Annotated in this window: 18 protein-coding genes and 1 pseudogene; 8 read left to right on the forward strand and 11 right to left on the reverse strand. The window is 74.3% G+C overall.

Translation table 11 applies throughout. The features are described 5' to 3' along the window. The 6 genes and pseudogenes from ACMA1D_RS28305 to ACMA1D_RS28330 form a co-directional block, all read left to right on the forward strand. Positions 1-1157: pseudogene (locus tag ACMA1D_RS28305) on the forward strand (hypothetical protein); the annotation flags it as partial. After that, positions 1154-2500 (forward strand): hypothetical protein, encoded by a 1347-nt coding sequence (locus tag ACMA1D_RS28310; RefSeq protein ID WP_414726832.1) that lies wholly within the window; start codon positions 1154-1156, stop codon positions 2498-2500. The pseudogene ACMA1D_RS28305 and the gene ACMA1D_RS28310, both read left to right, overlap by 4 nt. 1 nt (position 2501) lies before the next feature. Beyond that, the gene (locus ACMA1D_RS28315) at positions 2502-4385 is read left to right on the forward strand and encodes a hypothetical protein (RefSeq protein WP_414726833.1); all 1884 of its coding nucleotides are present in this window, start codon (positions 2502-2504) and stop codon (positions 4383-4385) included. After that, positions 4379-5770 (forward strand): hypothetical protein, encoded by a 1392-nt coding sequence (locus ACMA1D_RS28320; protein WP_414726834.1) that lies wholly within the window; start codon positions 4379-4381, stop codon positions 5768-5770. Before ACMA1D_RS28315 ends, ACMA1D_RS28320 begins: the two co-directional genes overlap by 7 nt. Positions 5771-5882: 112 nt before the next feature. Next, a complete protein-coding gene (locus ACMA1D_RS28325; RefSeq protein WP_414726835.1) occupies positions 5883-6305 on the forward strand; it encodes a cold-shock protein in 423 nt (140 codons plus the stop codon). A 293-nt stretch (positions 6306-6598) separates the two neighbouring features. After that, on the forward strand, positions 6599-7072 hold the full coding sequence (locus tag ACMA1D_RS28330) for an NUDIX hydrolase (RefSeq protein WP_414726836.1): 474 nt from the start codon (positions 6599-6601) through the stop codon (positions 7070-7072). A gap of 78 nt (positions 7073-7150) precedes the next feature. On the opposite strand, the gene ACMA1D_RS28335 is transcribed toward ACMA1D_RS28330, so the two are convergent. The 8 genes from ACMA1D_RS28335 to ACMA1D_RS28370 all read right to left on the reverse strand — a co-directional run bounded on the left by ACMA1D_RS28335 (position 7151) and on the right by ACMA1D_RS28370 (position 19498). Then, positions 7151-10618 (reverse strand): type I polyketide synthase, encoded by a 3468-nt coding sequence (locus ACMA1D_RS28335; RefSeq protein WP_414726837.1) that lies wholly within the window; start codon positions 10616-10618, stop codon positions 7151-7153. Positions 10619-10963: 345 nt separating this feature from the next. Next, positions 10964-11896 carry a carbohydrate ABC transporter permease gene (locus ACMA1D_RS28340; protein ID WP_414726866.1) on the reverse strand — a complete coding sequence of 311 codons (933 nt, stop codon included), beginning with the start codon at positions 11894-11896 and terminating at the stop codon, positions 10964-10966. Between the two features lie 105 nt (positions 11897-12001). Continuing rightward, positions 12002-12916: a carbohydrate ABC transporter permease gene (locus ACMA1D_RS28345; RefSeq protein ID WP_414726838.1), complete on the reverse strand. Its 915-nt coding sequence runs from the start codon at positions 12914-12916 to the stop codon at positions 12002-12004. A gap of 80 nt (positions 12917-12996) precedes the next feature. Next, positions 12997-14430, reverse strand: a complete 1434-nt coding sequence (gene ngcE, locus ACMA1D_RS28350) for an N-acetylglucosamine/diacetylchitobiose ABC transporter substrate-binding protein (protein WP_414726839.1) — start codon at positions 14428-14430, stop codon at positions 12997-12999. A gap of 307 nt (positions 14431-14737) precedes the next feature. Then, positions 14738-15562 carry a carbohydrate ABC transporter permease gene (locus ACMA1D_RS28355; RefSeq protein WP_414726840.1) on the reverse strand — a complete coding sequence of 275 codons (825 nt, stop codon included), beginning with the start codon at positions 15560-15562 and terminating at the stop codon, positions 14738-14740. Continuing rightward, the gene (locus tag ACMA1D_RS28360; protein ID WP_414726867.1) at positions 15559-16452 is read right to left on the reverse strand and encodes a carbohydrate ABC transporter permease; all 894 of its coding nucleotides are present in this window, start codon (positions 16450-16452) and stop codon (positions 15559-15561) included. Before ACMA1D_RS28360 ends, ACMA1D_RS28355 begins: the two co-directional genes overlap by 4 nt. A 173-nt stretch (positions 16453-16625) precedes the next feature. After that, positions 16626-18068 carry an extracellular solute-binding protein gene (locus tag ACMA1D_RS28365; RefSeq protein ID WP_414726868.1) on the reverse strand — a complete coding sequence of 481 codons (1443 nt, stop codon included), beginning with the start codon at positions 18066-18068 and terminating at the stop codon, positions 16626-16628. Positions 18069-18214: 146 nt separating this feature from the next. Beyond that, complete coding sequence (locus ACMA1D_RS28370) at positions 18215-19498, reverse strand: carbohydrate kinase family protein (protein WP_414726841.1); 1284 nt, start codon at positions 19496-19498, stop codon at positions 18215-18217. 325 nt (positions 19499-19823) lie between these two features. On the opposite strand from ACMA1D_RS28370, the gene ACMA1D_RS28375 reads away from it, so the two are divergent. Continuing rightward, entirely contained in the window at positions 19824-20585 is a 762-nt protein-coding gene (locus ACMA1D_RS28375) for a DeoR/GlpR family DNA-binding transcription regulator (protein ID WP_414726869.1), read from the forward strand. Next, positions 20582-21907 (forward strand): 6-phospho-beta-glucosidase, encoded by a 1326-nt coding sequence (locus ACMA1D_RS28380; protein WP_414726842.1) that lies wholly within the window; start codon positions 20582-20584, stop codon positions 21905-21907. Before ACMA1D_RS28375 ends, ACMA1D_RS28380 begins: the two co-directional genes overlap by 4 nt. A gap of 16 nt (positions 21908-21923) precedes the next feature. Here the strand turns inward: ACMA1D_RS28380 and ACMA1D_RS28385 are convergent, their stop codons facing one another. From ACMA1D_RS28385 to ACMA1D_RS28395, 3 genes are all read right to left on the reverse strand, one after another. After that, positions 21924-22628, reverse strand: a complete 705-nt coding sequence (locus ACMA1D_RS28385; RefSeq protein ID WP_414726843.1) for a histone deacetylase — start codon at positions 22626-22628, stop codon at positions 21924-21926. Between the two features lie 13 nt (positions 22629-22641). Then, on the reverse strand, positions 22642-23364 hold the full coding sequence (locus ACMA1D_RS28390; RefSeq protein WP_414726844.1) for a 2OG-Fe(II) oxygenase: 723 nt from the start codon (positions 23362-23364) through the stop codon (positions 22642-22644). Positions 23365-23479: 115 nt separating this feature from the next. Next, positions 23480-25102, reverse strand: a complete 1623-nt coding sequence (locus ACMA1D_RS28395) for a bifunctional transcriptional activator/DNA repair enzyme AdaA (protein WP_414726845.1) — start codon at positions 25100-25102, stop codon at positions 23480-23482. Between the last annotated feature and the right edge of the window lie 25 nt (positions 25103-25127).

Genomic DNA, 25127 nt, shown 5'->3' on the forward strand with positions numbered 1-25127 from the left:
GCGCGGCCCCCGGCGGGCGCCCGCATCCGACGCCGCAGGCCCGGGCGGCGGCCGAAGCCTGGCAGCGGCTGCTGGCCGGGCACGCGGGCACGGCGGCCGGCCAGTGGCTGTGGACCGCCGCGCCCGATCCCGGCCCGGCACCAGCAACGACGTCCGATCCCGATCGGCTGCCGGCGACGCCCGGGCCGCGCCCTTCGCCGGCCGGGCCCGCCGCCCTGCGCGCCCCGCTCCCGCCGTACGCGCACGGCGCCGCCCGCCCGCTCGGGCTCACCTCGCATCCGCTGCCGGTCCGCCCCGAACTCGGGCCGGTCACCGCAGGGCCCCGGCCGCCCTTCGACCGGAGCGTGTACGAACGGGTGGCGACCACGCTGCGCACCACACCCGAACGGGCCGACCTGCCCCCGGTGCCCGAGCTGGTGGCCGACGAGATCACCCGCGGCTGTGCGCCGTGGGCGCTGCACGAGGAGTCGCTGCGGGTGGCCGCGACGGTCGGCGTGGAACTCGCTCTCGGCCTGCGCCCGCTGGGCGCCGGATGGGCGCCCGGGCCCACCGGTGGCGACGGCCACGACGCGGGTGACGACGGTGACGTGGATGGCACCGGTGACGCGCACGGCCCGGGCGCGTCGGCAGCGCGTGCGGTCGCCGCCGACGGCGAGGCGCACGGTTCGGCCCGGGGCGGCCGGTTCCCGGGCGGCACGCCGACCGCGGCCCACCGCGCGGTCAACGCCCGTTGGCAGCGCGAGGCGTACGTCCTGCGCACCCGCCGGCTGACCCTCACCCCCGGGCACCCCGGGCACCCTGAAAACGATGCCAACGCCGGCACCAACCCCTGCACCGGCACTCGCACCGCCCCCCACGCCCGCGCCGATGCCGGTGCCGATGCCGTGACGGCGGGGCCACTGGCCAAGGTCGCGGCCGAGTTGCACACGCCCTGGCGGGCGTACGTGCGGCGGCTGTGGGTGCGGCTGCACGGGCGGGACGTCCGCACCGCCCCACTCACCGTGCACGAGGTGTGGGACGTCCTGGACGGCGTGGCCCGCTCCGTCATGCTCGACCACCGGGCACAGGTCCGCCAGGCGCTGGCGCCGGCCACCGCGGGCTACGCCGCCGTGCCGGGCCCAGCCGCCGGCCTCGCCGACCTGGGGGCCAGCCGGTGAGCAGTGCCGTGCGGATCGAGCAGAGGGCCGATGGCCTGTGCGTCCTGACCCCGCTCCCCGGGCGCCCCGCCCGTACGCCCAGCGTGCTCGATCCCGAGCCCGGCGTTGACGTCGCTCTCCTTGAGGTCGCCGGCGGCCACCTCACCTGGAGCGTGCTGGACGCGCACCGGGAACCGGTCGCGGTGCTCGACGAGGCCGCCGCGGCGCAGGGCTGGGTGTGGGCGCTGTACGGGGAGCCGGCGGCGCTGGCGCTGGCCGCCGCGGCCAAGGCGGCGCCCGGGCCGCCGGTCGAAGTGCCCGTCCGCCCCGGGCTGCCCGAACTGGCCGCCGACGCCCGCAGTTGGGCGTACGCGCAGTGGGCGGCACGGTGGTGGCCGGCCTCCTCGCTGGACGCCGTACCGGCCCTCGACGCCCGGGCCCTCGCGGACGACCTGGAGCGGCTCGCGGTCCGCTGCGACCTGCTCGGCGCGCCGCGGGAGCCGTACCGGCCGACCGGGTACGGGCCGCCCGACCCCGGCGCGCTGGAGCCGGCGGCGTACTTGCTCGCCGACGTGCCGCCGTGGCCCGGAGCGCCGGAGCCGGAGCGCGGGGGTCCGGCGGCGGGCCGCGCGGCCCGGCTCGGCGACACGGTGGCGGGCGGCCGGTCGGACCGCACGGCGGGGGACGATCCCGCGCCCGGCGCCCCGACCGCATACGACCGCTATGCGCTGGCCGCCGGGGCCGTGGCGCCCGAGCCGGTGCCCGACGGGCTGCTCATCGCGCACGGCAGCGGCGGCACGGACTGGCGCCGCTACCCGCCGGGCCTGGTGGACGCCTCGGAGCGGGCCGTGTCCTGGCGGGCCGTCAGGACGGCGGGGCACACCGTCATCGCGGTCAGCGTGGCCGCGGCCCCGGAACGGCTTGCGCCGGACGCGCCGCGCGCCCTGCCGCCGCACCTGGTGCCCTGGGCGGAGATCGGCGGCCCGCCCGTCACCACGGCGCTCACACTGGCCGGCGACGCCTGGACGGGGCGGCTGACGGTGCCCGAGGGGCAACCGGTGTCCGCGCTGGCGGTCGGGGTGTACCTGCCCGGCTTCGACCCGGTACCGCCGCGCGCCGGCGCCGCCGCGGCGTCGGGCGGCACCACGGCGGCGGCTGACGCCGCGCAGGACCCGCGTCCGCCGGGCCACGACGGGGCGCCGGCCGCCCATCGGGTGGTGCGCGAGAAGATCAGGAGCCTGGTACGCGAGCGGCTGGCGCGGGCCGCGGCGGACGAGCCGGGCGGACTGGGCGACCCGGGCTCGCTGGGCGACTTGTTGGCGGCCGAACGCGCCGCAGCGGCGGAACAGGACGACGACTACTGACATGCCCGACCCCACGCCTCCGGCCCCGACGCCCGAACCCACCACGGAACCCGTCACCTCCGAACCCGCCACGCCCGGGCCGGCCCCGGAACCCGCTGCGGTCGCACCGGCAGCCGCCGAACCTGCCGCGGCCGACCCCGAGCCCGGATCTGGAGCCGGGGCCGGGGCCGACCCCGAGCCCGATCCGCTGGCCGGCGTCATGGCCCTGCTCGCGGACGGCGTGGCCGCGTACGGGCGCGGTGAACTGCCCGGCGCGCACGGCGCGTTCGACCAGGCGGTGCAGGCAACGACGCAGCTCACCGCGCAGCTCCACCACCTACGGGTGCAGGCGCTTGGCAACCGGGCCTCGGTGGCGAACGCGCTCGGCGACCACCGGGCTGCCATCGCCTCCCACCGCGCCGCGCTCGACGCATGCGATGCGCTCGACCTGCTGGCCGACGAACCGATCTGGACGCTGCGGGCCACCACCTTGATCAACCTGGCCAGCCCGTTGCAGGAGACCGGCGACCTCGATGCCGCGCAGGCGGCGTTGGAGCAGGCTCACGCGCTGCTCCTGGCCCCGGCCGCGGACGGCGCGGAGCCCCAGCCCAGGCCGGAGGGCACCAGCCTGCTGGCGCCGTGCCTCCAGGGGCTCACCTCGCTCGCCATCCACCGCCAACAGTGGGCCACCGCACACGCGTTGGCCCAGCGCACGCTGGCCGCGACCGCGCGGTACGCGCCCGGGTTGACCGCCCATCCCCTGGGCAACCTGGCGGTGACCAGCATGGAGAGTGGGCGCCAGGAACTGGCCGAGGACTACGGGCGGCAGGCGCTCGCCGCCTTCGAGGCCGCGGGCGATCCGGTGGGGGCCGCCGAGACGCGCCTCAACCTCGCCGGCGGGCATGTCCGGGCGCGCCGGCCCGACCGGGCCGAGCCGTTGCTCATCGAGAGCCAGCGGTTCTTCGTCCAGGCTGGCATGGTCGGCCGGCAGGCGACGGCACTGCGGCTGTTGGGCATGGTGGCGGCCCAGCGCGGCGACCGGGCACGCGCGCGCGAGCGGTACCGGGAGGCGCTGGCCCGCTTCGATGAGTGCGGATCGCCGGTGGCCGCCGCGCAACTGCGCCTCGAACTGGCCGTCGACGCCTACGCCTGCGGGAACTTCGCCGCCGGCGAGGCCGAACTTGAGCGCGCCACCGCGGTGTTCACCGCCCACCGGCTCGGCCTGCACCTGGCCCAACTCGACCTCACGCACGCCATGCTGCTGGAGAGCCGGCTGTCGGCCGAGCAGCCGCCCGATCCCGCGCTGCTGGCCCGTGCCGTGGCGCTGGCGGTGCCCGCGGCGCTGGCCTTGGACGCCGTCCGCACCACGCTCACCAGCGGCTACCAACGTGAGCGGTGGAGCCGGCGGATCGCGGCCCCGGCCCGTGCGGTGGCGTTTCGGCTGGCCACCCGGGCCGGTGACGCGGCGTTGGTGGCCGAGCTCGTCGAGACCTGCTGCGCGGGGCCGCCGCTCGATCCGGGCCTGCTGGCCGCCGCGTCCGTTGCAGCCGACGGGTCCACCGCGCTCGACTCCGGGGCGCCGGGCACCGCCCGGGGCGGGTCCGGCCCGGGCTTGGACGCGCCGGTCCTTGACGCCCTGGCCGGCGAGGAGGCGGCCGACCTCCTCGATGCGGTGGCGGCCGATGCGCAGCGGCGCGGCGCCGGTTCGGCGGGTCCGCCCGCCGCCGCGTTCCCGCTCGGTGCGGCGCTGGCCGACCTCGCCGCCGGCACCGGCATCCCGCTCGCCCCCGCGCCGCACCTGGCCCTGACCGAAGGTGGCGAGGTCGCCCTCGGCACCGCCATCGCCCGTGCCGAAGCCCGGTACGGGACACCGCTCCGCGACGGCCGGGTGATTCCGACATGGTGACCACGAACCGACCAGGCCCCGCCCCCACCCCGCAGCCGCGGGCGGGCGCGGCGGCACGGCCCACCGTGCTCGTACGGCTGGCGGACGCGGATGATGTGTACATCACCTGGCGGTGGACGCACGCGCTGGCCGCCCCAGGCGCGAGCCGGGTGCCGCGCGCGGAGGCCGAAGCGACACTGGCCGCCCTGGACGCGGCACTGCCCGGCACCGACCCGACCCGGCTCGGCCGTGCGCTGGGCGACGGTGCGCTGGTGCGGTACGCGAGCGAGAGCGCGCTGGCCGAACGGCTCGCCCGGACGTTCCTGCCGTACGGGCTGGCCCAGGAACTGCACGAGTGGTGGACGCGCGGCGTCCGCCCGCTGCTGCGCATCCAGCCGTCACCGCTGACCGCCCGGGTGCCGTGGGAGTTGCTGGCGCCCGACCCGGAGCTGCGGCTGCTGGACATCGCCGACCTCGGTCTGTTGGCCCCGGCCAGCGTCGTGCACGCGGCCGGCCGCACCGCCCGGTCGTGGCCCGCCACCCGGCGGCTCCCGGTGGTCGCCGTCCTCGATCCTCGGGTGCCCGGCTTCCGTGCCGACTCCGCGCTCGGCTCGGTCCTCGGCCGGCCCGATGCCCGGTCCCCGCTGGCCCGGCAGGTCGCCGGGTACGCGGCGGCCGGCAGGCTGCGCCCGCTGCCGGGGGACGACCCGGCAGCGGTGTTCCGGCGCACCGACGTGGACCGCGACTGGCTCGGCACCACCCTGCGCGCCGGCGCCAGCCGGCTGCTGTACGTCGGCCACGTCACGGCCGCCGCGCCGGAGACCGGGTCCAGCGAGAACGCCCAGCTCCACCTGGCCTGTCGGGCGGAGTCGGCGGGCTTCGCCGCCCCGCTGCGCGACCACCGCCCGCTGTCGGCCAAGGACCTGCTGCTGGGGACGCACGGGCTGGCCGAACCCGCCGAGGCGGGCGCCGAGCGCTGGCCGGTGCCGAGCCGGGTCGCGTTGATCGCCTGCGAGAGCGGGGGCGACCTGCGGTTCGGCGAGGCGCTCGGGCTGGCGACCGCGATGGTGCACGGCGGCGCCGAACTGGTCACCGCCACCCGCTGGGCGCTCCCCACCGATCTGGCCTTCCACTCGTTGGCCGGGGCGCCGCCGACCGCCCGGCCGCTGCACGACGCGGTGTGCGCGATCGATGCGGCGCACGAACGGGACGACGCGGTGACGGCGCTCAACGCCTGGCAGCGCGAACGGCTCGCGGCCTGGCGGACCGAGCGTACGACGGAGCACTCGCCGGTGCTGTGGGCCGCCTTCGCCACCTTGGACACGGCGCCTTCGACGCCCGGGGCGGTGGGGCCCCCTGAGGCAGGTACGGAGGACGGCTGTGGGGCTGCCGGGGCAGCTTGCTGACGGGCGGATGGGAACCGCTTCCCGTTCGGTGGATTCCTTGTAGGCTGTGGGCGGCGCCGGCGAGAGGCGTCACTGGTTGTGGTAGCGATTGACTGTTTGTGGGGTATTCGCGGTGGCTACGGGAAAAATTCTGCGGTTTGACGAGATTCGCGGCTACGGGTTCATCACGCCGGACGACGGCGATGAGGACGTCTTCATGCACGCGAACGACCTGCGTAACGACAAGTCCCTGTTCCGTCCGGGGCTGCGGGTCGCGTTCGACGTCGAGGACGGTCAGCGGGGCCTCAAGGCCTCGGACGTGCGGCTGATCGAGCGCTCCGCGCCGGCCGCACCGGTGACCGCCGAGCTCGCGCGCCCGCGGGTGCGCACCGAGGCAGAGGACGGCACGTGTGACGTCCTGACCTCGGCCGAGTTCCAACTGGAGCTGACGGAGGCGCTGTTGCACGCGGTGCCGTCGCTGACGGGCACCCAGCTCATGCTGGCCCGCAGCCGCATCATCGAGCTGGCCCAGGAGCACAACTGGGTGGAGTACTAAACGGTCCCCGGCTGTCCCGGTCCTCAGCGGACCGGGGCCCGGACGGTCGGTGTGGTGGGCACACTCCAGGGTCGGCCCGCCGTTGACACACCCCCGGTGAACTGACACAGCCGTGTCGAAGCAGAACCGACCCCGCATGGACGGGGGCGGCGGCTGCTTCGGCACGGCTGTGGCGTTGCGGGTGACCGGCGCGTCTAGCGCGCGGCCACCGCACGAAAGCGAACGCGGGCCACCGCCCCGCTGGGGTGGTGGCCCTGGTACTGGCGCGGGAACACGACGAAGGGTGCTCGGGGATGAGTTTCCGGCTGGCGGCGTACGCGGTGTGCATCGAGGACGGGCGGGTGCTGCTCGCCCGGCACGTGTCGTCGCGGGGTGGGAGCACCTGGACCCTGCCGGGTGGCGGGGTCGAGCACGCGGAGGACCCGTTCGACGCGGTGGTACGCGAGGTCGCTGAGGAGACCGGCTGCGACGGGGTGGTCGAACGCCTGCTGGGCGTGGACTCCCGGGTGGTCCCCGCGGCCGAACGGGCCGTCCCCGGCGGCCCCGACCACCAGAACGTCGGCGTCTTCTACCAGGTCCGCATCGTCGGCGGCCAGCTCCGCCCGGAGCCGAACGGCGCCACCGCCGAGTCGGTCTGGACACCGCTTCCCGACGTCTCCCGCCTGCGCCGGTCCTCGCTGGTCGACGTGGGCCTCACCCTGGCGCGGACACTGCCGCCGACCGGTCATGTGGCCGCCGTGCAGGTCGGCGGCCTGATCCAGCACTGAGCGTACGGGCCCCGGCGGGGCCGCCGCCGGGCCGCACCGCGGTCCGGCAGGGCCCGCCCCCCCCTACCGTGCCGCAGGTCAGCCGATGCCGAGCTCCTTCTCGATGAGGGCGAACATCTCGCTGTCGGTGGCCGTCGCGATGTCCTCGCCGTCGCCGCGCGCGGCGTCCGGCCCCGCCGCGGTGCCCCGGCCGTCCGGGCTGGGCTGGCTCCTCTGGCCGGACCCGTCGCCCTGGGCAGGTTCCACGCTCGCCAACAGGGTGCGCAGCCAGTCGGCCGCCCGGGCGCGTTCCGCGGCGTCCAGCGGCGCCGTGTCGAGGGCGGCTGCCAGGTGCTCCGCCGCGGGTCGCAGCGGAGCGGGCAGGGCGTCCGCGAGTGCGGGGTGCGGGGTGCCGGCCGGGAAGAGCTCGTCGGCCAGGTGCCGTACCAGACCGGTGGGTGTGGGGTAGCGGAACAGGACGGTGGTGGGGAGGGCGAGGCCGGTCGCCGCGTTGATGCGGTTGCGGAACTCGACGGAGCTGGCCGAGTCGAAGCCCGCCTCCCGGAAGGTGAGCTCCACGTCGACGTCGGCCCGCCCGCGGAACCCGAGCACCTGCGCCATCTCGTCGCCGACCAGGTCCAGGAGGGCGCGTTCGCGCTCCTCGGGCGGGCGCTGCGCCACGGCTCGCACCAGCGGGGTGCCTCCGGGCGCGGCCGGTTGCGGCTCCGCCGGCCGCGCCCGGTGGTGGTCGGCCGTCTCGGGGACGATGACCAGCGTGGTCGAGGTGTACGGGGCGGCATCGCCGGGGCCGGGGCCCGGCGTGAGCCAGTAGCTCTCCCGCTGGAAGGCGTAGCCGGGCAGGTCGACGGTGCGCGCACCGGGCAGCAGCGGCGTCCAGTCCACCGTCGCGCCCTGTGCGTACGCCTCGGCCAGCGCGGCCGTGAAGCGGGCGATGCCGCCGTCGTCGCGGCGGAGCGAGCCGACGGCCGCGACGGCCGCGCCGGCTTCTTCGGCGCTCTGCTGCACGCTCAGGCTGACCACCGGATGGGCGCTGGCCTCGATGAACAGGGTGTGTCCTGCGGCCACCAGGGCGTCGATGACCGGCGCGAAGCGGACTTCGTTGCGGAGGTTGCGCGCCCAGTACGCGGCGTCCAGCGTCTCGCCGGGGACCGGGTGGCCGACCACCGTGGAGTGGAACGGGATCTGCGCCGGGCCGGGCCGGACGGCGGCCAGGGCGCTGCACAGGTCCGCGCGCAGCGGCTCGACCTGGGGTGCGTGGGAGGCGTAGTCGACGGGGACGCGCCGGGCGCGGATCGCGTCCCGTTCGCAGGCGTCGGCGAAGGCGTCGAGCGCCGTCACCTCGCCCGCGACCACGGTGGCGTACGGGCCGTTGTGCGCGGCGATGCACAGGTCGTCGGCCCAGGGCGCGAGGCGGTCGGCCGTCTCCTGGCGTCCGATGTTGACGGACAGCATGCCGCCCTGCCCGGCGAGCCGCTGCCGGATGAGCTGGCTGCGTACGGCGACGACGCGGGCGCCGTCGGCCAGCGAGAGAGCGCCGCAGACGACGGCGGCGGCGATCTCGCCCTGGGAGTGTCCGACGACGGCCGCGGGGACGACGCCGAAGGACCGCCAGAGTTCGGCGAGCGAGACCATCACGGCCCAGGACAGCGGCTGGACGACGTCCACCCGGTCCAGCGGCCCGGCGAGTTCGGTGCCGAAGTCCCAGTCCGTCAGCGGTGCCAGGGCCGCGGCGCAGCGTCCCATGGCCGCGGCGAACACCGCGGACTGTTCCGTCAACTCCCTTGCCATGCCCACCCATTGGGCGCCCTGGCCGGGGAAGATCAGGACCGGCCCCGGCGCACCGGCGCGGGCCACGCCGCGCAGCAGACCGGCCGGCGGCTCGGGGTCGGTGGCCGCGTCGGCCCCGTCCGCCAGTGTGGTGAGGCCGGCCAGCAGGGTGGCGCGGTCGTGGCCGATGAGGACGGCCCGGTGGCGGAGCGCGGCGCGGGTGGTGGCCAGCGAGTGGGCGATGTCGGTGAGTGGGGTCTCGGGGTGATCTGCGAGGTGCCGGCGCAGCCGGTCGGCCTGGGCGGCGAGCGCGGCGGGGCCGTGCCCGGACAGCACCCAGGGCACCGGGGCGCCGGTCGCGGTCTGGCCGGGAGGGGCCGGCGGGGCGGACGGGGTACGGGGCGGGCACTCCCCCACCACGACGTGGCAGTTGGTGCCGCCGACGCCGAAGGAGCTGACGCCCGCCACCAACCTGCGGTGCGGCTCGGGCCAGGGCCCGTGCTCGGTCCGTACGGCGAGGCCGAGTTCGGAGAGCGGGATGCGCGGGTTGGGTGTGTGGTGGTGCAGGCTGGGCGGCAGTTGGCGGTGGTGCAGGCTGAGGACGGTCTTGAGCAGGCCGGCGATGCCGGCGGCGCCTTCGAGGTGCCCGATGTTGGTCTTGATCGAGCCGACGGCCAGCGGGCGGCGGCCGGTGCCGGGCCGGCCGAGCGCGGCGCCGAGCGCCGCGGCCTCGACGGGGTCGCCGACCGGGGTGCCGGTGCCGTGCAGTTCGACGTACTGCGGGTGGTCGGCCGCACTGCCGGCCCGGGCGTGGGCGCGGCGCACGACCTCTTCCTGGGCGTGGCCGTGCGGCGTGGTCAGGCTCTCGCCGCCGCCGTCGTTGTTGACGGCGCTGCCCTCGATCAGGCAGTAGATCCGGTCGCCGTCGGCGCGGGCCGTCTGCTCCGTCTTGAGCAGTAGTACGACACCGCCCTCGCCGCGTACGTAGCCGTTGGCGCGGGCGTCGAAGGTGTGGCAGCGGCCGTCCGGTGAGAGGGCGCCCAGCGCCTGCGAGGTGCGGGTGGAGGACGGGGCCGCGATCAGGTTGACCCCGCCGACCAGCGCCGCCTGCGAGTCGCCGCGGCGCAACTCCTCGCAGGCCAGGTGGACGGCGACGAGCGAGGACGACTGCCCGGTGTCCACGGTGAGGCTGGGTCCGGTCAGGCCGAGCGCGTAGGAGATCCGGTTGGCCAGGATGCTGCGTTGGAGGCCGGTGAAGGTGTGGTGGCCGGGGGCCGCGCCGCCCTGGTGGGTGAGGTCGGCGTAGTCCTGCCAGATGGCCGCGGCGTAGACGGCGGTGGGCCGGTCGCGGAGTCGGGTGGGGTCGGTGCGCGCGTCCTCGGCCGCCTCCCAGGCGAGTTCGAGGAGCAGCCGTTGTTGCGGGTCCATGGCGGCGGCCTCGCGCGGGGCGATGCCGAAGAACCGGGCGTCGAAGGTGTCGATCCGCTCCAGGTAGCCGGCGCGCTCGGGGTGGCCGGCGGGCCGGGCCCCGGCCGTCATGTGCCAACGGTCGGCCGGCGGCTCGCCGACCGCTTCCCGCCCGTCGGCCAGCAACTCCCACAGGGCGGCGGGGCCCGGCGCCCCGGGCAGCCGGCAGGCGAGACCGACGACCGCGATCGGCGCCGAACCGTGGCCGGCGGCCGGCCGGGCACCGGTGGCGCCGCCCGGGTCGGCTGGCGTGTCGGGCTCGGGGCTGGCGGCGGCGACCGCCTGGCTCAGTGGGTGGCGCGCGTTGGTCATGATCCTGACAGTCCCCGGGTTGGCCGCTGGCTCGGGTGGTGGGCCCCGACGGCGCCGCGGTGGCACTCGGCGCATCGGATCGGTGGCTCACGCACGTTCTTGACACTGCGCATTCTGGAACAGTTCACGCCCGCCCGGACCGGAGCCGACCCCCAGCCATACCCCAGCCATGGCAAGTGGTCCGGGCAGGCGCGGACCGTCGGGCGGCCGGCGGACGAGTGGGCGTCCTGCGCACGGACGGGCCGCGCCACCGGTTGCTACCCGGTTCCCGCACGCACTGCTGCGGGAGCGGTCGCGGCAGGCGGATCAGCGGGACGGGTGGCGTACGCGGGGCGGGCGGGCGACCTATTTGAGGGCGCCGGCGGTGAGGCCGGCCTGGACCTGGCGTTGGAAGATGATGTACACCGCAAGGACCGGCAGCATCGCGATCAGCAGGCCGGAGAAGAGCACCGCCCAATCGCCCTTGTATCCCTGGGAGACGGCGAGTTCCACCAGCCCCTGGGGTAGCAGCTTGTCTTCGTCGTCGCCCTGGTTCAGTACGTAGGGCAGCATGTACTGGTTCCACTGGCCGAGGAAGTTGAAGATCCCGATGCTGATCAGTCCGGGCTTGGCCATCGGGAGCATGACCTGGAAGAACGTGCGCGTGTGGGAGGCGCCGTCCAGCATGGCGGCCTCCGCGACGGAGGTCGGCAGCGTCCTGAAGAACGAGGTCAGGAAGAACACCGTGAACGGCAGCGAGTACGCGATGTAGACCAGGATCAGACCGTGCTTGGTGTTGAGCAATTCCATGTTCTGCAACACGAAGTACAGCGGGACCAGCGCCAGCACGATGGGAAAGCTCATCCCGCCCACGAACAGGAAGTAGATGAACCGGTTCCCGCGGAATTCGAACCGGGCCAGTACGTAGGCGGCCATCGCGCCCAGCAACATCGTGCCGAAGAGCGAACCGGCCACCACTACCGCCGAGTTCAGGAAGTACCGGCCCATGTTCGCGGTCTGCCACGCGTCCGACCAGTTCCCGAAGTGCAACGAGGACGGCAACGACCAGGGCGAGGTGAAGATCTCCTTGTCGGTCTTCAAGGAACTCATCGCCGCCCACAACAGCGGCATCGTCACCAACAGACCCCACACGGCCAGGATTCCGTGCGAGAACACATTCAACACGCCACCCGCGTAATCCCTGCGCCGTCGGGGGGCCTCGGTCACCGCCGGCGCCCCGGCGGGCGGCTGTCCCTTCTGTACGTGCTGGTCGTGCGGCGCGTCCAGTGGCCCTGGCATGCCGACCAACTCCTTGGACGAGAGTTCTCCGTTCATGCACTCCACTCCCCACCACGGGTCGGACAGAAGGGGGCGCGGCCACCGGGTCCGCACGGTGCCCGCATGTCAGAACTCCAGCCTTTCGCGGCGGCCGAGCCGCATGACGATCGCGGCGAAGATCATCGTGACGATCAACAGGGCCACGCCCAACGCCGTTCCGTAACCCGCCTGCCCGTCCTGAATGCCCTTCGTGTACACGAACCACGTCAGGACCTCGGTCGAATAGTCAGGACCGCCGGGGCCGACCGTCATGATCTGGACCACGGCGAACGAATCCAACGCCAGGATTCCCATGTACACCCAACCGGTCTGCACCGTGTCCCACAACAACGGCAACGTGATCCGGAAGAACGTCGTGAACCGGTTCGCCCCGTCGAGCAGGGCCGCCTCGTAGAAATCCCGCGGAATCGTGCTCATCGCGGCCGAGAACAACACCACGTAGAACCCGACGTTGCTCCACACCATCACCGCCATCACACACCACAGCGCCAGCTCCGGGTCGCCCAACCAGTCCGGCTGCACCGAATCCAGCCCGATGCCGGAAAGGAACGAGTTCAACGCGCCACTGTTCGGGTTGTACGCGAACTGGAAGATCAGCGCCACGATCGCGATCGACAGCACCTGCGGAAAGAAGTACACCACCTTGTACACGGAAGATCCCTGCACGCCCGAGACCACCGCACCCTTGCGCCGTCCACCCACATTCAGCATGAAGGCGAAGAACAGCCCCATGCCGAGCGTCACGAGCGGCAACACGAGCAACAGCACCAAATTGTTCCGCAAGGCATGCCAGAAGACGTCGTCGTCCCACATCTTGCGGTAATTGTCGAACCCCACCACCTTGAGGTCCGAGCTCAAACCGCTCCAGTTCGTGAACGAATAGTAGATGGCCTGGACGAACGGCGAGAGAACGAACACCGTATAGATCGCCAGAGGCAGGGCCAAGAACCCCACGATAAAGCCGTACTTACCGTGCCGCACTGCTACCGACCCCACTTCCCGCCCGCGAGACACGACCTGACCCGCACCCGCCCCGGCGACCGGTGCGGGTGTCCTTGCACCTAGCGGTGCCGGTACTTCCGCACCGCATCGTCCCGAGCGGTCTCGTCAGCGAACTTCTGGCACTTGTCCATGCACTCCTTGGGCGACAGGCGACCCGCCATCATCTCGCCCAGTGCGGCCGTGCCGATCTTTTCCTTCTGCAAGCGCACGTACCAGTCCTGGAGCCGCGGGTTCACCACGTTCTCCCCCGCCTTCGCCCACAACTCCTGCGCCGACGCCAGCCCCGGCGCGAGCGTCAGCCCCTCGGTGCCACCGTTCAGCGAGGAGAGCGACGACACCCGTTTGATGAACGTCTGCGTCGACTTCTCGCCCAGCATGATCCGCAGCAACTCCATGCCCCCCTGCGGGTTCTTCGCGTTCTTCGGCACGATGAACGGCTCACCACCGGAGGCCCAGATCGTCCCGAACGGCAGCTTGTCACTCGCATCCAGCGAGGACGGCGCACCCACCGCCATGTCGAAGTTCCTCGGCGTCGTCTTCTTCGTCTCGTTCTCCACCCACGAACCGTTCGGGATGAAGAGCGCCTTGCCCTCGTTCCACGCCACCTGCGATTGAACATGGTCGAGACCGGGGGTGCCCTTGAGGATGTACCCCTTGGCCTGCAATTCGTGGTACGCCTCGAACGCCGACTTCACCGCATCGTGCTTCCAGGCGTTCGGCTCCAGGTTGTCGATCGCGTCCAACACCTCGCGACCGCCGATCTTCGCGATGAACGGATACAGGCTGAACGGCAGGTAGTACGGGTACTTCCCCGGATACGTCCACCCCGCGATCCCCTGCTTCTTCGCGTCCTCACACAGCTTGAGCATCGCGTCCCAGTCCTGCGGGTACTCCCAACCGTGCTTCGCCAACAGCGACTTCGAATACCACACCCCGTAGATCGTGTAGGCGTAGTACAGGACCCAGACCTCGTCCCCGTCGAACTGCCCCATCTCCACCACGCCGGGCCGCAGCGTGTCCCGCACCTTCTTCTTCGGATCGTCCAGGGACGGCGCGTCCAAAAGCGCCCGCAGGTCCGTCAACTGCTCCTTGGCGACCAGCGTCCCGAAATCCATCTGTTCCGCACCCGAGTTGTCGATCAGGTCCGGCGGCGTACCCCCGTTGAACCGCGGCGCCAACCGCGCCTGGATCTTCTGCGTCGCCGTGTGCTTGATCTTCCCGTCCGTCTTCGGATAAGCCGCCACATACTGCGCCTCAGCGGCCTTCGCGTACTCATCACCGAAGCCACCGTCGAAAATGACGACGTCAAGCCCCGCACCCTCGTTGACCGCCAGCGGATTCTTCGCCGATTTCTCTCCCCGGGCGACCTGCTGGGTGTTGTTGCCGCCGCTCGTCGCACAGCCGCTGAGGGCCGTGGCGGCGGGAAGGGCGAGGATTCCGGCGGCGGTGGCCTGCTTGATGAGGGCGCGCCGTCCAAGGTCGATGGGTGTCATGTCACGCCTCGCCTTCTCCAGGGTGTCGCGGCGACCCGGCCCGGCACTGCGCGCACTCGCGCAAGGCCGTGGGCGGGTCCATGGACGCTCACGCGCCGCTCGACGGCCCCACCGGGCCGCGACCGGCTGCGCGGACGTCCGCGTCATGCACCTCCGTCCCCCCATAGCACCATGCGATGAGTCAGATGATCACTCGCGCGCACCCATCTGAGTGGCGACGCCGCGCGGTGCACCGAGATTGGCCCCGTTCGGCCGTAACGGCGGGCCCGCCTGCCGCCCGGTGGCAGGCGGGCCCGCTGCCTGGCGGCTACTCCTTGACGGCGCCGCTGAGCATCCCCTCGATGAAGCGGCGTTGCAGCGCCACGTACACGATCACCACGGGCAGGGCGATCAGCACGGCGGCAGCCGCGAGCAGGGACGTCTCGGAGCCGTGCTGGCCCTGGAAGAAGGCGAGACCGAGCGGGACCGTGCGGTGTGCCTCGTCGCTCACCATGACCAGTGCCATCAGGAACTCGTTCCAGGTCCACATGAAGACGATGACGACCATGGTGGAGATGGCGGGCCTGGCCATCGGCACCAGCACCCGCCACAGCGTGGTCCAACTGTTCGCGCCGTCGATGCGCGCCGCCTCGATGACCGCGCGGGTACTGCCCCGGAAGTACGTCCGCATCCAGAACACGCCGAACGCCAGTGACTGGGCGGTCTGCGGCAGGATCAGCCCCCAGTAGGTGTCGGTGAGTTCGAGGTGCCGCAGGTCGAAGTAGAGCGGTACGACCAGCGCCTCCTGGGGCACCGCGAGGCCCAGCACGAACAGGTAGAACAGCGCCGTCGAGCCGGGGAAGCGCAGCACCCCGAAGGCGTAGCCGGCGGCCACCGAGAGCACCGTGGTCAGGGCGACCACCGTCAGCGCCACCAGCACCGAGTTGCGCAGGTAGTTGCCGAAGTGGCCACGGGTCCAGGCGTCCGCGAAGTTGCCCCAGTGCAGCCCGTCGGTGGGCAGCGTGAAGCCGGTGCTGAGCGAGGACCTGGAGTCCAGTGCGGTGGCGAGGATGCCGAGTACGGGGGTGAGCGAGACGACGGTGAACAGGGCGAGGAGCGCGTAGGTCAGGGTCCGTTCGGTGCGCGAGATCATGTCCTTCGCCCTTCGACGAGCCGGGAGACGCAGACGGTCAGCACGAAGATCAACACCGTCAGCGTCACTCCGATGGCGGCGGCCGAACCGACCTGGTTGGTCTCGAACGCCCGGTGGTAGACCTCGTACGCCGGTACGGAGGTGGCGTTGCCCGGGCCGCCGCTGGTGGTGATGTAGATCAGGTCGAAGTTCCGCAGCCCGGCCACGATGGTCAGGGTGAGCGCGACCGCGATCTGTGGCCGTAGGCCGGGCAGCGTCACGGCGAGGAACTCGCGCAGCGGGCCGGCGCCGTCCAGCCGCGCCGCCTCGTACAGCTCGCGCGGGATGCGCTGGGCGCCGGCCAGGAAGAGCACCATGCACAGGCCGGTGCCGACCCAGGTGCCGACGATGCCGACGGCGGGCAGCGCCCAGTCGTAGTCGCCGAGCCAGGGCCGGGCCGCGGCGCCGAGGCCGACGGCCCGCAGCACGTCGTTGAGGAGCCCGTCGGGCGCCAGGATCGACCGCCAGGCCACGCCGACCACGATCAGCGCGAGGACCTGGGGCAGGAAGAGGACCGTACGGAAGAAGGTCATGCCGCGCACCCGGGCCCGGGACAGCAGGGCGGCAAGGAGCAGCCCGATGGCCACCGGCAGCGCCGAGTAGAAGACGAGCAGGAGCAGCGCGTGGGCGAACGGGGCGCGCAGTTCGGGGTCGGTCAGCAGGTCGTGGTAGTTGGCGCCGCCGGCCCAGGTGGCCGCGGTGAACCCGTCCCAGTGCAGCAGGGAGAGCCACACGCTCTGGCCGAAGGGGAAGAGCAGCAGCGCCCCGTAAAAGGCGAGAGCGGGCAGTACGTACAGATAGCCGACGGCGCGCGGTTCGCCGGGCGCGCGGCGCCGGTAGCGGCTGGTCAGGGCGCGCCGGCGGGCGGCAGGTGGCGCGGTCTTGCGCTCACCGCCGAGGGGCTGGGCGGTCGGGGTCGCGGGCCCCGGTGGGTGGGGCCCCGGTGTGGTCGGCGGGCCGGCCGGGCCCGGGTCGCGGCGGCCCGAGGTGGCTCCCCCGCCGGTGGCCGGCCCGTGGGCGGCGGTCATCGGCCGGCCTGCCCGGGGCCGCGGTCGCCGCGCGCTCCGCTGCGTGCCTGGCGTCGCTGTTCGGCCAGGAAGGTCGCGTAGTCGCGCTGGGCCGCGGCGGTGAAGCGCCCGGGCGAGACGGTGCCGGCGATGACGCCCTGGAGCTGTTCGGAGAGGGTGTCGTAGAAGGTGGGCGTGGTGTAGTCCAGGTAGGGCACCAGGCCGTCGGCCTCGTTCAGTCGGCGCCAGCCGTCGAGCATCTGGCCGTCGACGCTCTCGGCCGGCACCGCGGCTGCTGCCGAGCCGGGCACGGCCGGCAGGACGCCGTGCCGGGTCATCACGTTGGCGGCGTGTTCGCTGGTGAGGAAGTCCAGGTAGGCGGCGGCGACCTCGGGGTGCTTGCTGCGCGAGGTGATCGACCAGGCCAGGCCCTGGCCGCCGGTGGAGACCGGGTCGGCGCCGGCAGTGGCGGGTGGCGGTGGGACCAGTCCGAGCCTGTCGCCCATCGCCTTCTTCAGGTCGGCCAACTGCCAGGTGCCGGTGAGCAGGTACGCGCCGTCGCCGGCGGCGAACTTCTTGGCCGCGTCGTCGTAGCCGAGTCCGTTGGCCCCTTCGGGGAGGTAGCCGCGGCGGTGCCAGTCGGCGAGGGTGGCCGCCGCCTGCCGGGTCCGCTCGTCGTCGAAGCGCCCGGCGCGGCCGAAGACGGCGTCGCGTACGGCGGTGGCTGCGGACTGGTTCTGGAGCACGCCGAAGGTGTGGATGGCCGGGTACTTGTCCAGGTTGCCGAACTGGATGGGGAGTCGGCCGTCGTCCTTGAGTCGCTGGAGGCCGCCGGTGAACTCGGCCCAGGTCCGCGGCGCGCGCAGGCCGCTCTTGGCCAGCAGGTCCTTGTTGTAGTAGAGGCCGACGAACTCGCCTGTCTGCGAGATGCCGTACAGCCGCCCCCGGCCGAAGTCGCGGCCGTCGGCCGAGACCCGGTTGAGGTCGAGCAGGGTGGCCGGGTAGCGGGTGTTCCAGTCGTAGATGCCGGCGTAGGTGTCGAGCGGGGTGAGCAGGCCGGCGCGGACGAAGGCGACCATGTCGGGGTAGCCCTGGTTGGCCTGGATGACGTCGGGTGGGTTGTTGCCGGTGACGGCGAGCTTGAGGGTGGTCTTCAGGTCGGCGAAGCTGCGGGCGACCCGTTTGATGCGCACGTTGGGGTAGGTGCGCTGGAACTCGGCGTTGAGCTGTTCCACCTCGGCGTTGGTGCCGCCGCGGATCTCCTGGTCCCAGACGGTGAGGGTGACCTTCCCGGCCCGCGCCGGGTCGGGGATGGCGGTGGCCGCGCCCGTGGTGCCGCCGCGGGCCGCCGACCCGTCGGTGCCGGGCACGCAGGCCGTGGCGAGCAGCGCCAGGCAGCCGATGACCAGGGCGTGGACCGTGCCGCGCGGGCGGGGCGCCCGGGCCGCTCGTGTGCGCATCGGATCTCCTTCGTCGAAGCGGGCGGTCGGCTTGTGGGTGTCGCCGTCGCAGCGGGCGGCCGGCTTGCGGGTTCCTTCGCCGAAGCGGGCGGCCGGCTCGCGGGTGTCGCCGGGCCGGGGTGTGCCCGCCGGGGGGCGCGGCCGGTTCATGCGCCGCGGAAGCCGAGGGTCGGCAGGGCGCGCCGGCTCGATCCGGTGAGCCCCGCGCGCACCTCGGCCGGCAGCAGGTGGTCGAGGAAGCGGTAGCGCCGTTGGACTTCGGCGTCGGCGGCCGGGCCGTCCGTCCGGCCGCTGGCCCGCTCCCACCAGGTGGCGACCTCCGGCCAGCCGGGGGCGGCGAGCGAGCCGCCGAAGTGTTGCACCGACAGCGCCGCGGTGAGGTTGCCGAAGGCCAGCCGGTCGGCGAGCGGCCAGCCGGCCAGGGTGCCGGTCATGAAGCCGGCGGTGAACACGTCGCCGGCGCCCGTCGGGTCGAGCACCTCCACGGCGAGCCCGGGGACCTGCGCGTACTCACCGGTCAGCGAGTCCACCGCGAGCGCGCCGGCGGCCCCGTCCGTGACCACGGCGATCGGCACCAGGTCGGCGATGGCGCGCACGGCGCGCTCCGGCGATGTGGTGCGGGTGTAGTGCTGGGCCTCGGCGGCGTTGGGCAACAGCGCGTGGCAGTACGGCAGGTCGGGCAGGGCCGCCGTCGGCCAGCGCCCGCTCCCGTCCCAGCCCACGTCGGCGAAGACGAGCGCCCCGTCCGCGTGGGCCTGCCGCAGCCAGCCGTGGTGCCTGCCGGGTTCCAGGACGGTGACGCAGCCGCGGGCGCGGGGCGGACGGCTGGCGACGGGCGGGGCCGGGTGCTCGTGGGTGACCATGGTGCGCTCACCGTCGTACGCCATGGAGACGGTGAGCGGCGAGTGCCAGCCCGGCACCCGGCGGGAGGCCGTGAGGTCCACGCCCTCACCGTCGGCGAGGCCGTCCCAGCAGTAGTCGCCGTAGACGTCGGCGCCGAAGGCGGCGGCCAGACTGGTGCGCAGGCCGAGCCTGGCCAGGGCGGTGGCCATGTTGGCGATGCCGCCGGGGCTCTGCCCCATGCCGCGTGCCCAGGTCTCGGTGCCGCACGCCGGCGCGTGATCCAGGCCGGTGAAGACGATGTCGAGGAAGACGGTGCCGGTCAGATGGACGTCGAAGGCGGGGTCGCCGGGGCGACGCACCGCGGCGAGCGGGTCGAACGCGGCGGCACGCTGGTCGGCCGGAGCGGCCTGGCGTGGGCCGGAGCGCCTGGCGGGGCAGGGGGGTTCGGCGGGCCCGGCGGTTCGGGGGTGCCCGGCGGAGTGCGCGGGCCCGACGGGGCGCGGCAGCCCGGGGGCTCGCGCGGCCTCGGCAGGGTGCGGAGGTTCGGCGCCGGCCGGGCGTTCGGCGCCGTGCGGGTCGCCGCTCATCTGGCCCGTCCTACCGGGCGCGTCCAGGCGACGGGTCCCGACGGGGCGGGTGCGCCGCCCCGCATCCCGTGGGTCTGCGGGGTGACCGTGGCCCCGGAGCCCGACCGCCGTAACGCACGCCCCGGCCCGGCGGGGGCGGCGCCGCCCGAGGAGAACCGATGCGCGGAGCGCCGGTGCAGGGAGCACCGGTGCGGAGGCCGGTCCAACGCGTCAGCTTGCAGCGTCCTTCGCTTCATGTGACGGAAACCTTGCATGGCCACGGCTGCGTTGTGCAAGGGTTCCGTCACAGTCGCGCAGACTCGCTCGTGTGCAGTACGTTGCGAACATGCTGCCCAAGGCCCGCCACGAGAAGCTGCTGAGTCTGCTCGGCGCGGAAGGCGTGCTGCCGATCCGGGAGATCGCCCGCCGACTCGCGGTCAGCGAGGCGACCGCCCGGCGGGACCTGGACGCGCTCGGCCGCGCCGGCCGGCTGACCCGGATCTACGGCGGCGCGCTGGCCACCGGCCGGGCGGGCGACGAGCGGCCGTTCGCCGCGGTGGCCGTCGACGACCTGGCGGACAAGGCGGCGGTCGCCGGCCGGGCCGCCCAACTGGTCGCGGACGGCGATGTGTTGCTGCTCGACATCGGCACCACCACGCTCCAGCTCGCCAAGTTGCTGCGGGGCCGCGAGGTCACGGTGGTCACCAGCAGCCTGGCGGTCTTCGACGAACTGCGCGACGACCCGGCCGTGACGCTGCTGCTGCTCGGCGGCCGGGTGCGCCGCAACTACCAGTCGTTGGTCGGCTTCCTCACCGAGACCAGCCTGCGCCAACTCCACGTGGGCCGCCTCTTCCTGGGCGCCAGCGGCGTACTGCCGGACGGCGGCGTGCTCGACAGCACCGAGGTGGAGGTGCCCGTCAAGCGGGCCATGCTGGCCGCCGCCCACCAGGTGGTGCTGCTGGCCACGGCCGGCAAGTTCCCCGGGGCGACCGGCCTGGCCCGGGTCTGCGGCCCGCGCGACATCGACACCCTGATCACCAACGACACCTCGGACCCGGCGACGCTCGCCGTGTTCCGTGAGGCCGATGTGGAGGTACTGACCATATGAGGCTGACCGTTCTGGGCGGCGGCGGATTCCGCATGCCGCTGGTCTACCGGTCGCTGCTGAACGACCCGGGGGACGCCGCCGGGCGCTGTACGGAGGTCGTCCTGCACGACACCGACCAGCAACGGCTGGACGCGATCGGCGCGGTCCTCGCCGAGTTGGCCGCCGGCCGGCCGGGCGCCCCCGCCGTGCGGGCCACCACCGATCTGGACGAGGCGCTGCGCGGCGCCGACTTCGTCTTCTCCGCGATCCGGGTCGGCGGCCTCGCCGGCCGGGCCAGGGACGAGCGGTTGCCGCTGGCCGAGGGGTTGCTCGGGCAGGAGACGGTGGGCGCGGGCGGCGTGCTGTACGGGCTGCGCACGCTGCCGGTGGCGGTGCACATCGCCGAGCGCGTCGCGGCGCTCGCGCCCGACGCCTGGGTCATCAACTTCACCAACCCGGCCGGCATGGTCACCGAGGCCATGCAGCGCGTCCTGGGCGACCGGGTGATCGGCATCTGTGACTCGCCGATCGGCCTGTGCCGGCGCGCGGCCCGCGCCGCCGGCGTCGACCCGGACCGGGCGAGCTTCGACTACGTGGGCCTCAACCACCTCGGCTGGCTGCGCGGCATCACCGTCGACGGCCGGGACCGGTTGCCCCAACTCCTTGCCGATGAGGCGGCGTTGACCTCGTTCGAGGAGGGCAAGCTGTTCGGGGCCGACTGGCTCCAGACGCTCGGCGCGCTGCCCAACGAGTACCTGCACTACTACTACTTCCACCGGGACGCGCTCGCCGCGATCCGGGACGCCACGCAGACGCGCGGCGAGTTCCTCCGCGACCAGCAGGCGGCGTTCTACGACGCGGCCACCGCCAGGCCCGAGCAGGCCCTCGCCGCGTGGGAGCGCACCCGGCTGGAGCGCGAGGAGACGTACATGGCGGAGAGCCGGGAGGCCACCGGCGGCTGGGAGCGCGACTCCTGCGACCTGGAGGGCGGCGGCTACGACCGGGTCGCCCTCGCGGTGATGCGGGCCATCTCCCGGGGCGAGCGCAGCACGCTCATCCTCAACGTCCGCAACCGCTCGGCCGTGCCCGGCCTGGACGCGGACGCCGTGGTGGAGGTGCCCTGCACGGTGGACGCGGGCGGCGCGAGGCCGCTCGCCGTCGGCGCGGTGCAGCCCGGCCAACTGGGGCTGATGCTCAGCCTCAAGGAGGTGGAGCGGTCCGCGATCGAGGCCGCGGCCAGCGGCTCCCACCGGGCGGCGCTGCGCGCCATCGCCCTGCACCCGCTGGTGGACTCGGTGGCCGCGGCCCGCCGGGTACTGGCGGCGGCCCAGGGCGGCGAGTGAGCGAGGGGTGGTGGGGCTACTCCGCACTGACCAGCGCGGCGATGCCCGGCTCCGTCCAGTGGCCCGCCGCGCCGGGGGCGCTCGCCAGGTAGCGGGCGGCCCGGGCCGCGTCCCAGCGGTGGGCGTCCATCAGCCCTGTGGCCAGGTGGTACAGGTACGCCGCCGAGGGCGCGCAGGGCGCCACCTCGTGCAGGTGCCACGGCGCGGTGCAGGTGACCATGGGCAGGCCGGCCAGGGTGCCCACGCGCACCAACGTGTCGTACCGGCCGGGCCCGAGTGCGGCCCGCCCCGCGGTCAGCACCTCGGTCAGGTCGAGGTCGCGGCCCGGTTCGCGGTACATCTCCTGGGCCGCGATGTCGGAGAACTGGGCGCGGCTGAGCAGATAGGCGCGGGCCGCGGTCTCGCCGGGGGCGGCCGGGTCGTAGAAGGCCCGGCCGCCGCCCCAGCGGGGCGAGTGGGTGGCGAAGTACAGCCGCCCGGGGATGACCACCGGCAGGTTGCGCTCGGGCGGGCTCGGGTCGCGGCAGCCGGGGTGCACCATGGCGCCGCCCGCGGGGGCGCCGCCGGTCAGGTAGCAGGCGAGGCGGGCGGCGTGCAGGTTGGAGCCGTAGGCCACGTACCACAGCCGGCCGGATGCGGCTGGTGGCGCCGCTGCCCGGGTCGCGGCCGGCTCATCGGGGCCCTGGCCCGCCGGCCCGCCCGCACGTCCTGGGGTGTTCATCCCGGCCATCCCATCAGGCGGCGTCGTGGAAGACCAGCCCGAGGGTGTGCCGCTGCCCCGTTCGCAGCACGCTCACCCCGTGGCGTACCGGGGCGGCCGACCAGCCGCGGGCGCTGCGCACGGGACGCTCGCGCGTGGTGAAGACCAGCCCGTGGCCCTGTGGCAGCGCCATCGCGGTGCCGCGCGACTGGGCCCGCGGGCGCTGCTCCACCAGGAGGAACTCGCCTCCGGTGTGGTCGGTGCCCGGCGCGTCGAGCCCGATGACCACCTGGAGCGGGAAGACCAGGTCGCCGTAGAGGTCGCGGTGCAGGGCGTTCCAGTCGCCGGCGCCGTACCGCAGCAGGATGGGCGTCGGCCTGGTCTGCCCTGCGGCGTGGCACTGAGCGAGCCACTCCTCCAGCGTGTCGGGCCAGGGCGCGGGGCGGCGCAGCCTGGCCGCCCAGTCGCGGGCGATGGGCAGCAGCCGCGGGTAGAACGCCGCCCGGAGCGCGGCGACGGTCGGCGGGATCGGGTGGTCGAAGTACCGGTACTGGCCGGAGCCGAACCGGTGGCGCCCCATGTCGACCGTCGACCGGAAGTGCTGGGGTTCGTCGTACAGCCGCGTGATCTCCCGGCACTGCTCGGGGTCGAGCAGCCGCGGGGTGAGTGCGCAGCCGTGCGCGTCGACCTCGTCGGCGAGCGCCTGCCAGTCGATGTCGCGGATGCGGGTGAGCGGGGTGGGGCGGGCGCTGGTCATCGGTGGCTCCACGGACGTGCGGGGGGGGGCGGGCTCGGGCGAGGCGCCACGCCCGGGGCGGTACGCGGCGGGTCAGCGGGCGGCGTGGGCGGGCCGCCGTGCGTACGGTCGGTGGTCAGGCGTGGGCGGCTGCGGGCGCCCCGGGCGCGGCCGACTGCCGGGCCGCAGCCCACAGGTGGTGGGTGGCGTACGAGCGCCACGGGCGCCAGCGCTCCTGGACCGGCCCTTCCGGCTCGCCAGTCGCATCCCGCTCCGGCCGCTCTCTGCCGTCCCGCGGGGGCGGGTCCTGCTGGCCGTGCTCGTCGCCGAGCAGCAGCACGTCCGGGTCGCCCAGCGCCCGCATCCGGATGGAGCGGGCGGTCCGTCCTGCGAGCCCTGGCAGGTCGCGCAGCCGGCGTTCGGCCTCGGCCCGGTCGGCGCCGGGGTCCAGGCTCAGGCTGCCGTCGGCGAGCGCGGTGGCCAGGGCGCGCAGCGTGGTGCGCCCTGCGGGCGGCAGGTCGAGCGCGTCCAGCGGTGCTTCGGCCAGTTCGGCCGCGCTCGGGAACAGGTGTGTCAGCTCCCCGTTCGCGGTCGCGAGCACCGCGCCGTACGCGCCGACCAGCGCCGCGCCCCGGCGGCGCGCCTCGTGCAGCGACACGCCCTGGCCGAGCACGGCGCGCAGGGCGAGCTCGTGCGGATCGGCCGCGCCCGGCACCCGCAGCCCCGGGCGGGCCGCGACCAGCGGGCCCAGGTACGGGCAGCCGCCCAGCCGCTCGGCCACCGCGTACGGGTCGGCGTCCAGGTCGAACAGCCTGCGCATCCGCTGGCCGGCCGTGGTCAGGTCACGCAGCTCGCACAGGTGCAGCCGGCAGGCGAGCCAGCCCTGGTCGGCGGCGGGCTCGTGCACCTCCACGATGCCGCCGCCGCCCGGCAGCCGCAGCGTCCTGCGGTACAGCCGGCTGCCTGGCTCGCCGGTCACTTCCTCCACGCCGGCGACGTGCCGCTGCTGGAGGTGGTCGAAGAGTTCCCGGCCGGCGAACGCGCCCCGGTAGGCCAGCCGCAGCGGGATGCCGTGCGGCACGCCGGCCACCGGTTCGGCGCCCTGCGGGTCGGCGGCGGTCACGGGCAGCCGCCCGGGCGTGTCGCCCGGCCCGTGCTGGCCCGCGCCGCCGCGAGCGCCCGGCCCGTACTGCGCCGCGGCCCCCGGCCTGGCCTGCCGCAGGGCGGTCGGCGTGCTGGCGTAGATCTCACGCATGGTGTCGTTGAACTGGCGCACGCTCGCGAAGCCGGCCGCGAAGGCGACGTCAGCCGCCTGCATGTGGGTGGTCTGGAGCAGCACCCTGGCCGTGTGGGCGCGCTGGGCGCGGGCGAGTGCGACCGGTCCGGCGCCCAGTTCGGCGGTGAGCTGGCGCTGTACCTGGCGGGCGCTGTAGCCGAGCCGTACGGCGAGCCCGGCGACGCCCTCCCGATCCACGACCCCGTCGCCGATCAGCCGCATGGCGCGACCGACGACGTCGGCGCGGGCGTTCCACTCGGCCGAGCCCGGCACCGCGTCCGGGCGGCAGCGCCGGCAGGCCCGGAACCCCGAGCCCTGGGCGGCGGCTGCCGTACGGAAGAAGCGCACGTTCTTGCGCTTGGGCGTGACCGCGGGGCAGCTCGGCCGGCAGTAGATGCCGGTGGTGGTCACGGCGAAGAAGAACTGCCCGTCGAACCTGGCGTCCCGGCTGCACACCGCCTCGTACCTGCTGTCCTCGTTCATCACACCCTCCACTATGCGCGCCGCC

Source organism: Streptomyces sp. 796.1 (assembly GCF_047525675.1).
Lineage (GTDB): Bacteria > Actinomycetota > Actinomycetes > Streptomycetales > Streptomycetaceae > Streptomyces.